Genomic DNA, 14,017 nt, shown 5'->3' with positions numbered 1-14,017 from the left:
AACAAGCATGTAATTTTTTATTTTTTAAATGATGTTGCATATATTTACAACATATGCCCTTGCGTGGACATGGCTCATAAAAGTAATTACAAAAATTTAGATTTTAATCTTTTTTGCAATCCATAGTTTCTCGCCTTTATTAGTATACATTATTATTAATACTAATAAAAAAATTATAATTGTAGTAAAAAGTGAAATTAAACAATAAATACAATATCCACCAATAACTGCTAATTGATAATATAAGAAAAATAGTGAACATAATAGCCCAATAACAACAATTATTAATTCTAGAATAACAGTTTTAGTATTAAAATGTTTTTGATTAGTGCTTAGATAGAAATATAAATTATATAGGGATAAAGCGAGTATTGTTAAATAGTAAAAGATACCATAAACTGCAAGCTCAATACCAAATATATATATATTGAACTCATCACAAACATTATTAGTGCAAATCTGTTCAAATAATTCAAAATGCGGACCCTTATGGGTGAGATAGATAGAATCAACGATGCCAATAAAAGAAAAAAATATAAGTAGTAAAAGCAATGTTTTATTTTTCATTTTATAATTAATATTTATTAGAATAAATAATTTTAGTCAAGCATATCAATAAAAGCTTCTACAAATCTATCGTCATCATTTAGACTATCTATCCTAATTGCATTTATATTGTAATCATTTAATTTTTTAATATATAAGTTATCAATTTCATAGATTGTCTCAATATGATCATTAATAAAAGTAATAGGGATAAATATGATATTGTTGACACCTTCATTTATTAATTTATTAATAATCTCAATTGTTGATGGTTTTAACCATTTTCCAAAGGAGGCTTTACTTTGAAATGATAGATAGTAATTTTTTGGAGATAACGGTTTTAATTGTTTTAGAATAATATTTATATGCTCTTGTAAATGGTCAGTGTAGGGATCTCCCTTTAATTTTGTACTTAGTGGCAGTGAATGTGCTGTAAATACCAATGTAGTATCGTTGAGGCTGACATTTAATTTTTTACAACTTTCAACAATCCTATCGCATAATAATTTATTATATTTTGGTTCAAAGAACCAAAAGTTTTTTATAGTGTAGTTGTTATCCACAGGGTTGTAAAAGGTACTGTTAAAAAACCTTTTAAAGCATACCCCAACTGTTGTGTAAGAATAGTGAGGATAAAGGGTTGTAATATATATCTTATTATAACTCTTTTTATATAAAGAGCTAATCACTTTTTCAATGTAGGGTTCTGTGTAACACATGGCAAGTTTAATATCTAACTCCCTTTTGTAGTATAATTGATATTTCATTTTTATCTTTTCTGTGAAACTATTAAGTATTTCTATTTGGGGTGAAGCCCCATTGAAATAGTTGTTATATATTTTTGCACTTTTTCTTATTTTTATAGAGGCTATAATATTTGCTAGTAGTTTTTGTAAAAATAAAGGTATTTTTAGGTTAACAACATCTCTATCTGAGAAAATATTAAGTATAAATTCCTTCAACTCTATTGTATCTTTAGGCGCTCCTATATAGAAAAGTATTAATAAATCATTATTCAAGGGTATAGCTCTTTACATAATTTACTAAGTGCTTAACAATTTTAACATCACTATTTGGGTAAATCCCATGTCCTAGATTAAATATGTGACCTTTTAAGGATTTGGCATCATCAAGTATAGTTTTGCATTTTTCTTCAGCGTTTTCCTTATTTGTTAATAGTACGTAAGGGTCCATATTACCCTGTAGGATAAATCTATTTTTCGTAATACTGTTAACCTCACTTAAACTTTGGCGCCAATCAACACTAAGGACATCAATATTTAAATTGTTTATAAACTCATAATAGGGCGTAGCATTTTTTATAAAATATATTTTAAATGCATCAGTGGTACTATCAGTTATCTTTTTAATATAGGGATATACAAATTTTTTATAATCAAGAGAGTTAAGAGTACCTGCCCAGGTATCAAATATTTGTATTATTTTGCAGCCATGATTTATCTGGGCTTTTAAGAATCTTATTAAATTAGTTGTTAATATATCCATTAGTTTAAAGAACAGTTTTTCATGGAGATCTTTAAATATTTTTATACCAACAAAGTCCTTTGCAATCATATTATTAAATATGTAACATGCAATTGTAAATGGACTGCCACAAAAACCTATTAAAGGGACAGCTAGCTTTGATATTAATAAATCAATCCCGTCTAATACAAATTTTAAATCTCTTTCAGGTTCAATCTCTTTTAAATTGTTTATAAATTTATGATCTATACGTTCAATATTTACTATTGGTGCCGGGGTATAACTAATAGGTATGCCCATAGCTGGCAAGGGTATTAAAATATCAGAAAATAGTATAGCTGCATCAACCTTTAAAATGTTCACTGGTAAAAGGGTTATCTCATATATTGTTTTGGGATCACTACATAACTCTATAAAGTTCTTTTTCTCTTTGTAGTGCATATATTCTTTTAAGTAACGGCCAGCTTGCCTCATAAACCATACAGGTGAGTACTCAGTTTTTTCACCCTTTATAGTTCTTAGAATGATATCATTAAACATGTGTTAAAAATATAATATATTGAATTTTTTAGCAATATTTGTTATACATTTTTTTATGGATAAATTTAAAATTTTAATTACCGATCATATTTCTGAAGAAGGCATAAAAATACTTGAGTCTTCAAAAGATGTTGATGTATGTATAAAATCTGGTATTGAAGCAAGTGAGTTAAAAGGTATTATAGGCGATTATGACGCTATAATAACAAGAAGTAGAACAGAGATAACAAAAGATATATTAGCTAATTCCGGTAGGCTAAAAATAATTGGTAGGGCAGGTGTTGGTTTAGATAATGTTGATATTGAGGAGGCCAGCAGAAAAAACATTATTGTTATGAATGCCCCAACGGGGAACACCATAGCTGCTACAGAATTAACTATTGCTTTGATCTTATCAGCAGCCCGTAAAATTCCTGAGGCTGTTAATTCAGTTAAAAAGGGTGAGTGGGATAGAAAAAGGTTTTTAGGTATTCAATTATATGAAAAAACACTTGGCATAATTGGTTTGGGGAGAATTGGTAGCAATCTTGCAATAAGAGCAAGATCTTTTGGGATGAAGATTGTTGCCTACGATCCTTATATAAAAAAAGAAAATGCAACATCAATAGGTGTAACTTTATTAGAAAACCTTGAGGAGCTTTTAAGTATATCAGATGTAGTAACGATACATACCCCATTAACTAATGATACAATTAACATGATTACAAAAACAGAGATTAACAAGATGAAAGATGGTGCAATTTTGGTTAATTGTGCCCGTGGAAAAATTATAAATGAAGATGATCTATGTGAAGCCCTTGTAAATAAAAAATTATATGCAGCTGCTTTAGATGTGTTTTCAAAGGAACCTCCAAAAAATAATAGATTGCTTGAATTGGAAAATGTTGTAACGACCCCTCACATTGGAGCAAATACATATGAGGGGCAAAAAGGGGTTGCAGTGATTATAGCTGAACAGGTTTTGAATGCTTTGCACGGCAAAGCATATGCTAATGCTGTAAATTTGCCATTTATAAAATCATTGCTGCCTAAAATATTTCAACTCTATTTCGAATTAGCTGAAAAAATGGGAAAACTGATGGCCCAAATTATAAGAGGCAGGATAGATGAAATAAGGGTTAAATGTGTTGGTAAAATTTTTGAGGAAGAACTAGATAGTCAAAGCGATAATCACCTTTTAAATTATATGCCTCTTACAATTGCCTCGCTTAAGGGGTTTTTAGAAGTAATAATGACTGAATCTGTTACCTATATGAATGCACCTTTTTTTGCAAAGGATAGAGGTATAACAATTTATGAGACTAAAGCGGATAAACATGAAAGGTTTACTGATATAATATTCTTACTCTTTAAAACTGACAAAGAAGAAAAGCTTGTTGGGGGAACAGTTCTTAATGATGAAATACCTAGAATTGTAGTATTCGATAAATTTAATCTAGATATAGTACCCTATGGTACCTATCTTTATTTTAGAAACTATGATAGACCAGGAGTTATAGGTAGTGTTGGAACTATATTGGGTAAAAATAATATAAATATAGCTGGTTTTGGTCTATCTAGAGAAAAAAGTGGACAAGCTGTTGCATTTGTATCAGTTGATAATAAATTGACCAATGGGGTATTAGAAGAAATACTAAATATTGATGGTATTATAGAAGCAAAAATAATAGAATTTTAGGTAATAAATGCAGTATATTACAGTTAAGAGTGATTTAAGAGAATCCTTTATAGATATTACACCGCAAGTGGAAAGATTTATTAGTTCGAATGGCTATAAGGACGGTGTGCTCTATCTTTTTGTGCCTCATACTACAGCTGCAATTACAATAAATGAGAACGCCGATCCTTCTGTTCAGAGTGATATAAATAATTTCTTAAGAAAATTGATACCAAGAGATAGCAATTTTAAACATCTAGAGGGTAATGCCGATGCCCACATAAAATCTAGTATAATTGGTTGTGAACTTTTTGTTTTAGTTGAAAATAGCAAAATTTTATTAGGTACCTGGCAAGGTATATATTTCTGTGAATTTGATGGCCCTCGAAGTAGGAAGGTTTATATGAGATTTTTGGATTAATTTCATTTTTTAATATTTAAAGTTAAAAATATTTACTAAATTCTTAATTATAAAACAAAATTATAGTATTTTTTATTGATTTTTTATTTATTCATTGTAATATACTTATTATGAGTGTATTTTTAATAATTATACTATTAATCTCATTTTTTCCAACTGACCTTTTTGCATGGGGATTGGAAACTCATCTTAAGATTGGCAGCACAATATTGGAAAATACATCTATGACTATTATAAAGAACTATTCAATGAATTTCCTTTTAGGTAATATATTCCCAGATTTTTTTACCCTTTTGAAGAATTTATCTGCCATTAAGAGAAATTTTCATACTCATTCATGGGATATGCTTTCAAAATTATTTAACAATGCATCGGAAGATAGTGAAAAAGCATTTTGTTATGGATATGCCGCCCACTTATCAGCTGACATTATAGCGCACAACTATTATATACCACAGACTTTTTTATTTGTTAGCAAAAACAAATATATATCACACTTATTATTAGAATATGCTGAGACTAGAAATAGCTTTCTCTATGAGGAATTATTAGATGAATTATTAGAATTTTCTAAAGAAAATAGTGATCTCTTTTTAAAGACTACGGGTATATCTAAAGAATATTTTATAAAACAGATTAAATATTTAAAATTAACTTTAAAAACCCAACATTTCGTTAGATTTAAATATTTTGCTTACTTGTTTGAAAAGGCTCTTGATGAAAATTTTATAGAAAGAAGTAATTATTATCAAAAAAAAGCGATTGAAGTTGCGGCAAAGGCCGTTGATAATGGTTTTAGTGAGTATTGCATGTATGATCCAACTGGTATTAATAGCATTACTAAGGCAAAAAATTTAAGAGAAAAAATACGTTTAAATTACGGCAAAAATATTACAAAGAAATTGGCCAAAAAGAAGACTTTTCTTAAAAGTTTTTCAGCTGATAATTTTACTTAAATTATATAAAACAACAATTAGAGGTTATTTATCTTTAATAACACCATTGTTATGTCATCTTTTTGTTTTTCTAAACCTCTAAACTTTATAATTTTATCTAGAATGGAGTCTTGAATATACTTACAATTTTCTTCACTATTTTTTCTTATACATTCTATTAAATTTGATTCACCGAATAACTCTTCTTTTTCATTTTCTGCTTCAATAACGCCATCAGTATATAATACAAATATATCATTTTTGAAGATGGGTATTTTATAATCTATATATTTAATATCTTTAATTGCTCCTATTAGTATATTGCCTTCATCAAGTTTAATTATATTTCTATCCCTATATAGTATAGGATAATTGTGGCCAGCATTTGCATAAATAGCTTCTTTTGTACTGAAATTAAATCTAATATAAATGATTGTAATAATGTAACCAAGTTTTTCTAAATCCTCATATAAAATATTATTTAATAGAGTTAATATGTTAGATGGTTTTAAGTTTGGCCTATAAGAAACAATTGTTTTAATTAATGTTCTTACCTCGGACATAACTAATGCGGATGCAGCATCATGCCCTGAAACATCAGCTATTACAATATCCAGTGTATCCTTATTTGGAGTAAAAAAGTCATAGTAATCACCTCCTACGTATTCAGAGGGTAAGCATACTGCGCTAATATCCACTCCTTCAATATAAGGATATTTACTAGGGAGTAAGGATTTTTGTATATTTTTAGCAATCTCTAGTTCTTTAGAAATTTCCCTAACCCTTATTAATTCCTCAGTTTGCTTAATATTATTAATATAAAAGGCAATTTGATTGGCTATACTTTTTAAGATTCTTAAAAAATCATCACTAAAGAGGTCTTTATATAATTTACTATATACAGACATTACACCAATAACCTCATTGTTAATTACAAGAGGTGTATGACAAAAGGAAAGTACTCCAGCATTTTTTAGTTCTATACTATATTCATTTAATTTTGCCTGATCTATATCATTAATGGCATATTGTGCTTTACTTATTATGCATTTACCAATATAGGATTCCTCTTCAATTAATCTATCAGTGGAAATTAATAGTCCGCTTTTGATTTCTCCAACATAGGATAAAACCCTTAATTTATTGCCTTCCTTTTCTCTCAATATTACAGCATCAATTTTAAAGGTATCATTTAACAGATTTAACACATTGTGTAGTTTAGACTGTAAGTTTCCAGGGGTTGAAAATATATTTGAAATATTAAGTATTACATTTAATTCTGATACCTTTCTAATTAATACATCTTTACTCTCTCCAACTCCAAGTGATAAGAGATCTCTAAAAACATTTATAAATTTTGTTTCTTTTATCCCTTTTATATTTATATAGGAGTCTAAAATGAGTTTAGAGGCTGATGGACCAACTGCCTCAGAAAGGATTTTTTCTACAAAATTTTTAAGATTTACAATATCGAAGCTAGTTAGCATACCCCTTTCTTTATTTATACTACTTAGATATTCATTAATTTTATTTTTTGCAAACTTTCTGTCGAAAAAATTTGAGAGGATCTCTTCAAAATCTTTTAATGTTAAATTGTAGGGCTTTTCAATAGATTCAATAATTTGATTAATATCTAGGGCATGCACACATATATTAGCAGTATCTCTTTCTATATCCCCTTGTTTTGTAAATAATGATACTATAGAAAGAGAAAACATATTGATTAAAAGACTCCAGAAAAATGCATGGCCCCACTTACCTATACCTGTTATACCAAAGAGGGCAGTTGGTTTTAAAAACTCAATATTAAAAGGACCATTTGTTATTATATAAGGCGAGATAAGGTTAGTATCTGCTAAGTAAGGAATTATTACAACATATATCCAAGTTATGAAGCCAAATATTATACCACTTCCAGCACCTTTTGCATTTATATTTTTCCAATATAGGCCAAGTAAAAAGGCAGGAGCTAATTGCATGATCCCAGAAAATGATATAAGACCCATATCTCTCAAAGTTAAGCTAGCTCCTAAATAAAAGTAGCAGAGATATGTTAGTAATAGAATTACAAATAAACATACTCGTCTTAAATATATTATTAACAACTTTCTTTTTCTTATGAGAAAAAATTTAATTAACATTGGTATTACAATGTAATTAACAGCCATATTTGCAAGAGCTATAGATCCTACTAAAATCATGCTGAATCCTGCTGCAAGTCCACCTAAGTACGCTAATATAGATAAAAAAGTTTCTCCATTATTGATAAGTGGAACAAATAAATAGAAAGATGAAAGATTTAAGCTTTTATTTTCCAATATTGCAGCTATTGCCACTGGGAATGCAAACAAGTTTATTAAAAACAAATATAAAGGAAATAAATACATTGCCTTCAATAGGTTTTTTTCTTCCAAATTTTCAACAACAGTCATATGAAACATTCTTGGCAGTAAAAGTATTGCAAACATTGACATTATAATAACTGAGAACCAATCAAAGCCTGCTCCTTTGTATGTTGCAAGTGATGTGATTTCCTTTATGTGTTCTACAACCAATGGGTTATTATTATTTAAACCCTTTGTGAATATGTCGGAGAAACCATCATAAAGAAAGTATGTTATATAGATGCCTACAATTAGAGTAATTGATAATACAATTATAGATTGAAAAGCAATAGCTCCTATAAGACCAGGATGTTTTTTACTCTCAAGATTAAAAAAAACTGCAAATATAGCTGTGGCAAGCCCTAATATTATTATGAGTATTAATGAAATATCCCCGAATAGTGAAGATGGTACATTGTATGAATGCCTTATAATAATAGAAATACTATCACTAATTGCATGTAATTGAAGGGATGTATAGGGAATTATGCTTAAGAAGCAAATAATCGTTGCAATAGCACCAAGTGTTTTTGATTTTCCATATCTAAAACATAAAAAACCTGCTATTGAAATTATGTTATGGGCCTCTGAAATCCTAATTATCTTTCTTAATAAAAACCACCATGTGAAGATAAGTAAGGTTGTTCCTATAAAGATTGTTAAATAATTTAGGCCTGTTGTAGCAGCTGTATCTATGGAACCATAGAAAGTCCATGTTGAACAATAAACTGCAATGGTTAATGCGTAAACATAGGGGTTGTTAAAAATATATTTGTTTTTTTTAAAAAGTTTCTCAGAATAATAGGCTATTAATATTATAATAATAAAATATATAATTGTTATATATATTAAAATATTGTTTAAATTTAACATTATTGTTTAAATTTATTTACAAATAAATAAATAACGATTATGGATATAAACCAACCAGCTATAAAATATATATATATTAGGGGAATACCATTAATGTAAACTTCTTTATTAAATATAGTAATAAAGGGATAGTTAATAAAGATCAAACCTAATATAAAAAAGAGAAACCATCTGTCAAAAAGATTGTTCATAATATAATATATATTATAGCTTTATTAAGTTATTTATCAAATATTTATAAATTGAATTGCTTTATGAAACTATCTAGCTTGTAATTATATATTTTAAATACACTAGATTTATTATCTATAGATATTAAATAGTCATTTTCTTTGTTTTTATAAATATTAAATTGGTTAGTTTTATTATCAATGATATATTTAATATATCCTACTGTTGTTGCATTATCTAGTGATTTTTCGTTAGCAAAGGTGTTTGCTTCTAAATGGGATATTTTATTTATAAGGGAACTACTTACATTATCTGTTAATTTTTTGTTATTTAAATAATAATGATTGTTCTTAAATGAAAATGTGTAGCTCTTGTTATCAATCTTAAGTTCAAAATCTTTTAAACCTTTTTTGCTGAAACGGTAGATTGTTTTATCTTTGATCTGATTTAATGTAGAAGGAAGGTAGTTTAAAAAATTTGCGCTTACTAATTTTACCTCACCTTCATCTTCTAGTGTTACATAAACCATTTTATATGAACTGTCCCTTTTACCAATTAATATGTTATATTTTTCGCTATTCTCTACGGATAGAAACTTTTGATCGCTTAATTCATAGGTGTTATTATCAGTGTATTTATCTACACTTGCAATTATTTTCGTATTTAGGAGTGAATCAACTAGGTTAGCTATTTCATCCTTATCAGCTTTCCACTTCTCAGGGGTTGTTATAAACCAATTATCACCCTTTTTTTCTAGTCTAAAATTTAAATCTTTGCTTTTATACGAAAGAGCATGTATAGAAGTGTTCTTGGGAAGTAAATAACTTTCTTTTGGTTTATTTTCTTTGTCTAGATTTATCACATATATAAAAATTAAGAGGATTGCTATAAATGGTAATATAAAGTTTTTATAATTCATTTAGGTAGCCTCCTTTTTTTAAGTGAAAAGGTTACTATAATTATTATTAAAAAGGCAAGTACAATTGGAAGGAAAATGCTAGTAATTTTTAAAATATTTTGTAAGGTAATATTTTTCAGTGTAATAGGATTATAAGTAAATGATTTTCCTCTAATTAAGGTTAATTCAGGTTCAGCGGCTAAATAATCTATAGTATTTAGTATAAAATCTAAATTATTACCACTTGAAACATATTGGTCTTTAATAAAATCTCCATCTGATATTAATACCAATTTTCCTGTTCCATTTTTTTTAAAATTATTTTCTAAGCCTTTAAGTGGTTTGTCAAAAGTATTTTTAAATTTTCCCTCAGCAAGTATTGCAACAATTTGGCTTTCTTTGTTGAAATCCTCCATTTTAAACTCTCTCTCAAGCATAATATTATAAGGTTGTGATTCTAACCCTGAATTTTCAGATGATTTAGCTAGTACCGTATATTTTAAGTCACTATTTGTTTCATTGTCATTTTTTATTATGATAGGTGTTGGGTATATTAAATTAACTGAGCTCAAATCTTTGGTTATAGGATGTTCCTTATTGAAATTAGATATTTGTGGGAAAAAATAATATCTTAAGGATGTTGAAATAGAAAAACCACCAGATCTATTTGATATGTTTATTATAGAAGCATTTAAGTCGTATATAATTTTTTTACTTAGATGTATCCCATTTTTTTCTAAAAAATCTTCGAGCCCAGTATCTAGAGAGCTAGCAAATCCTCTTTGAGGGGATCCCTGCACTATATCTAGTGCTAAAATTAAATTTTTACCTGACATTAAAAATTGTTCCAATGCATACGTTACATTATCTGTTAAGGATATTTGCGGGGAAACTAAAAGGGCAGTATCTATTTCTTTATTAATTTTAAGGTTTTTATTGCCTAGATATATATTTTCAACGGAATAATCTTTTGTTAGAGCTCTTTGTAAAATAGATAAACCTTGACGCATGTTTGCTGAATTACCTGCATTAATTATTGCTAACTTAGGTTTATCTTCTCTAGTTATTCTCTTTATTGCAGCTGAAATCTCATATTCCATATTATTTAAATTAGCAATAACGGGTATTGTTTCTTTTTTATCCCTATATAAAAAAACTGCCCCCATAAATACTCTCTTTATCTGAAGATTATTTTCTTCTATTGCATTAATTTGAATGGGAGGGATACCATATAATTCTGCTATTTCACCTAATTCTCTAGTATTATCTGATGATATTATTTCTAGAGTTATTTTGCCCTTTGATAATTCTTTATATTCTTTTAACAGGTTTGCAAAGTAGTCGATTCTATCATTATATTGAGATGGGATATCTGAGCTAACAATTACTTTTATCAGAATCTTGCCTGGGATCTCATTAATAATATGATGTGTTCCCTCGCTTAATGTATATATTTTATTTTTTGTTAAATCAATTTTCATTAATGAGTTAGCGGTTATTAGATTTAGCATTATTACAATAACGATAACGGAAATCAAATTAATAGCTCTAATATATTTCTTATATATCATTTATATAGACCTCCCTTAGAAATACCTTTCAGTAATTTTGTAATAGGCTAAATAGAGAAAAAGGATTATCAAAGAAACATAGTATGTAACATCCCAAATATTTATTACCCCTAAGGTAAAGTAGTTGAAATGCCCAGTAATGGATATATCATTTAAAAAATTTTGTATGTTGGCTGGAAAAAAAAGGCTTACTTTATCAGTTAAGAATAATATAAAAATAATCATAAAAGATACTATAAATGAAACTATTTGATTGTTTGTGATAGTAGAAGCAAAAATACCGATTGATATATAGGCGCTAGTTAAAAGGATAATTCCTATGTATGATGCAACTATCTTGCCTATATCTGGCTCTCCTGCAATAACAAGAACTAAGACATAGTATAGGGTTAATAAGTAAATAAATAATGTTATAGCAAGGGATGCAAAAAATTTACCTAATATAAATGAAGAGTCTTTAATAGGATTTGTAAGGATCAATTCAATTGTGCCCAATCTTTTTTCTTCGGCAACCATCTTCATAGTTATAGCCGGTATAAGGAAAAGCAATAAAAAGGGGAGGATATTCAAAAGATTGGTTAGTTCTGCAACTCTAACAATAAATAAAGAATTAGAAAAAAACCATCCAGTAAGTAGTAAAAATACTGCAGTAATAATATATGACATTGGATGATAGAAAAATATTTTTAATTCTTTTGAGATTATGCTATAAGTTTTCATTTATATCCTCCTGGGTTAGCTCTTTAAATACATCCTCTAGGCTCTTTTTATATTGGGTCAATTCTAATATTAAGATCTTATTTTGTAAGCATATCTCTGATAATTTTCTTCTTATATCTGAATCACTTTCTATTACAAATCTATTACCCTTTTCTTTTTTCACCTTACCAATCTGATCAAGGATATTTCTTCCAATTTTTGGTTCAGTTTCTATAATGAATTGATTAGTTTCTTTGATTAGCTTATCTAATTGGGAATCCTTGATTATTTTTCCATTATTTATAATAAGAACTCTATTACATGTTTGTTCCACCTCTTGCAAAATATGTGTGGAGAGTATGATAGTTTTTTCACTGCCCAATCTTTTTATGAGATTTCTTATTTCAATTATTTGATTTGGATCGAGGCCAACAGTAGGCTCATCTAATATGAGTATATCAGGATCTCCAATAATTGATGCAGCTAAACCTACTCTTTGTCTATAGCCTTTTGATAGTTGTTCTATTTTTCTATTTAAAATGTCAGTAATTGAACAGACCTCACTGACATCTAATATTCTTTTTTTTCTTTTATGGGATGGGATATCCTTCAGTTGACTAATAAAGATTAAGTAATCGAAAACGAACATATCACTATACAATGGGTTATTTTCTGGCAAATAACCAATAAGTTGCTTAACTTCTAAAGGGTTTTCTTGAATATTTAGCCCTGATATATATGCTTCTCCATCTGTTGGGGCTAAGTATCCTGTTAGAATTTGCATTGTTGTTGTTTTGCCTGCTCCGTTAGGACCTAAGAAGCCAACAATTTCACCAGAATCCACATTGAAGTTTATTTTATCAACTGCTTTTAATCTCCCATAATATTTTGTTAGATTATGAGCACTGATCATTATTTTCTCCATATTAATTTTTATTAATATTCTGTGTAAAAATATAATAAAACATAATAACTTTCAATAACTTAATTTTATATTTAAAGACTTTTGATTATGTTAAATATATGATATAATATAAATAAAAAGTATAGATAATTATTATTTTGAAGCCTAAAATTTATATTCCTCTCCAAATAAAAGTATCTGTTGTTGTTTTTGTCATGCTTTTTTTTGCTAACATAGTTTTAGGTTTATACATCTTAAATTTGTTTAAAAATAACTATAGGGAGATATCAGAAAGATATACTAAAAATTTGGCTCTTATATCAAATGCCTATATTGAAAATGTTATGTTAACAGGTGAATCAGAGCTGCTAAAGGCTTTAGTTAAGAATATAGTTCTAGAAAAACATATGTTGGGAATACATATTTTTGATACTAATGGTGAACTCTATTGTTGTGGAAAAGCAAATATAGGTGCTAATTTGTTACAAGAGTATAGAAAGGTTGTGAAGCCAAGGGATATGAAGGAGAGATTCATCGAAAATAAACTATCTAAAAATGTAAATTTTTATTCTTATTATAAACCGTTATTTAATAAACGTGAATGTAAGGTTTGCCATGTTAACGATGGCAAGATTATAGGCTTGCTAAATATTAATGTTGATAATACAAGGTTTTTTTCATTATTTAGAAAAAAGACTGCAATATTACTTTGGTCCTTAATCCTATTTAGCTTTATTTTATCATTAATTATTATCTATATAATGAAATATATAATTACACACCCAATAGGGAAATTAGAAAAAGCTATAACTAAAGTAACAGAGGGTGATCTAGATTCTAGGGCAGTTATAAAATCGAGGGATGAGATTGAGAAGCTGTCTGACTGTTTTAATAAGATGGTTGAATCTTTAAAAAATACAACATATACATTAA

General features: G+C 27.9%; 12 protein-coding genes. 4 read left to right on the top strand and 8 right to left on the bottom strand.

Features of this window, described 5'->3' with window-relative positions; all coding sequences use genetic code 11:
• Nucleotides 1–96 precede the first annotated feature (96 nt).
• Genes SVN78_00905 through hemE form a run of 3 tightly spaced genes read right to left on the bottom strand, consistent with a single transcriptional unit; the run spans nucleotide 97 to nucleotide 2,571 of the window.
• Nucleotides 97–567, bottom strand: a complete 471-nt coding sequence (locus SVN78_00905) for a vitamin K epoxide reductase family protein (GenBank protein ID MDY6820165.1) — start codon at nucleotides 565–567, stop codon at nucleotides 97–99.
• 32 nt (nucleotides 568–599) lie between these two features.
• On the bottom strand, nucleotides 600–1,565 hold the full coding sequence (gene hemH / locus SVN78_00900; protein ID MDY6820164.1) for a ferrochelatase: 966 nt from the start codon (nucleotides 1,563–1,565) through the stop codon (nucleotides 600–602).
• Nucleotides 1,558–2,571, bottom strand: coding sequence for a uroporphyrinogen decarboxylase (gene hemE, locus SVN78_00895; protein MDY6820163.1), 1,014 nt, complete (start codon nucleotides 2,569–2,571; stop codon nucleotides 1,558–1,560). Before hemE ends, hemH begins: the two co-directional genes overlap by 8 nt.
• 55 nt (nucleotides 2,572–2,626) lie before the next feature.
• On the opposite strand from hemE, the gene serA reads away from it, so the two are divergent.
• The 3 genes from serA to SVN78_00880 all read left to right on the top strand — a co-directional run bounded on the left by serA (nucleotide 2,627) and on the right by SVN78_00880 (nucleotide 5,605).
• The gene (serA, locus tag SVN78_00890) at nucleotides 2,627–4,249 is read left to right on the top strand and encodes a phosphoglycerate dehydrogenase (GenBank protein MDY6820162.1); all 1,623 of its coding nucleotides are present in this window, start codon (nucleotides 2,627–2,629) and stop codon (nucleotides 4,247–4,249) included.
• 7 nt (nucleotides 4,250–4,256) lie between these two features.
• Nucleotides 4,257–4,649, top strand: a complete 393-nt coding sequence (locus SVN78_00885) for a secondary thiamine-phosphate synthase enzyme YjbQ (GenBank protein MDY6820161.1) — start codon at nucleotides 4,257–4,259, stop codon at nucleotides 4,647–4,649.
• Nucleotides 4,650–4,759: 110 nt separating this feature from the next.
• Complete coding sequence (locus SVN78_00880) at nucleotides 4,760–5,605, top strand: zinc dependent phospholipase C family protein (protein ID MDY6820160.1); 846 nt, start codon at nucleotides 4,760–4,762, stop codon at nucleotides 5,603–5,605.
• 17 nt (nucleotides 5,606–5,622) lie between these two features.
• Here SVN78_00880 and SVN78_00875 read toward each other — a convergent pair whose 3' ends face one another.
• The 5 genes from SVN78_00875 to SVN78_00855 all read right to left on the bottom strand — a co-directional run bounded on the left by SVN78_00875 (nucleotide 5,623) and on the right by SVN78_00855 (nucleotide 13,093).
• On the bottom strand, nucleotides 5,623–8,841 hold the full coding sequence (locus SVN78_00875; GenBank protein MDY6820159.1) for a SpoIIE family protein phosphatase: 3,219 nt from the start codon (nucleotides 8,839–8,841) through the stop codon (nucleotides 5,623–5,625).
• Nucleotides 8,842–9,076: 235 nt separating this feature from the next.
• On the bottom strand, nucleotides 9,077–9,931 hold the full coding sequence (locus SVN78_00870; protein MDY6820158.1) for a DUF4340 domain-containing protein: 855 nt from the start codon (nucleotides 9,929–9,931) through the stop codon (nucleotides 9,077–9,079).
• A complete protein-coding gene (locus SVN78_00865) occupies nucleotides 9,928–11,481 on the bottom strand; it encodes a GldG family protein (protein ID MDY6820157.1) in 1,554 nt (517 codons plus the stop codon). The genes SVN78_00870 and SVN78_00865 overlap by 4 nt, the downstream gene beginning before the upstream one ends.
• A 15-nt stretch (nucleotides 11,482–11,496) precedes the next feature.
• On the bottom strand, nucleotides 11,497–12,201 hold the full coding sequence (locus SVN78_00860; protein MDY6820156.1) for an ABC transporter permease subunit: 705 nt from the start codon (nucleotides 12,199–12,201) through the stop codon (nucleotides 11,497–11,499).
• Complete coding sequence (locus SVN78_00855; protein MDY6820155.1) at nucleotides 12,188–13,093, bottom strand: ATP-binding cassette domain-containing protein; 906 nt, start codon at nucleotides 13,091–13,093, stop codon at nucleotides 12,188–12,190. The genes SVN78_00860 and SVN78_00855 overlap by 14 nt, the downstream gene beginning before the upstream one ends.
• A 206-nt stretch (nucleotides 13,094–13,299) precedes the next feature.
• Between SVN78_00855 and SVN78_00850 the strand changes: the two genes are divergently transcribed.
• Nucleotides 13,300–14,017: HAMP domain-containing protein (locus tag SVN78_00850; GenBank protein ID MDY6820154.1), on the top strand; the 718-nt coding region annotated here is incomplete at its 3' end.

It is taken from the genome of Deferribacterota bacterium (assembly GCA_034189185.1).
In the GTDB taxonomy this organism is placed as follows: Bacteria; Chrysiogenota; Deferribacteres; order Deferribacterales; family UBA228; genus UBA228.
Note: the sequence above shows the minus strand (reverse complement) of the source record. Positions and strands in the feature narration are given on the sequence as shown.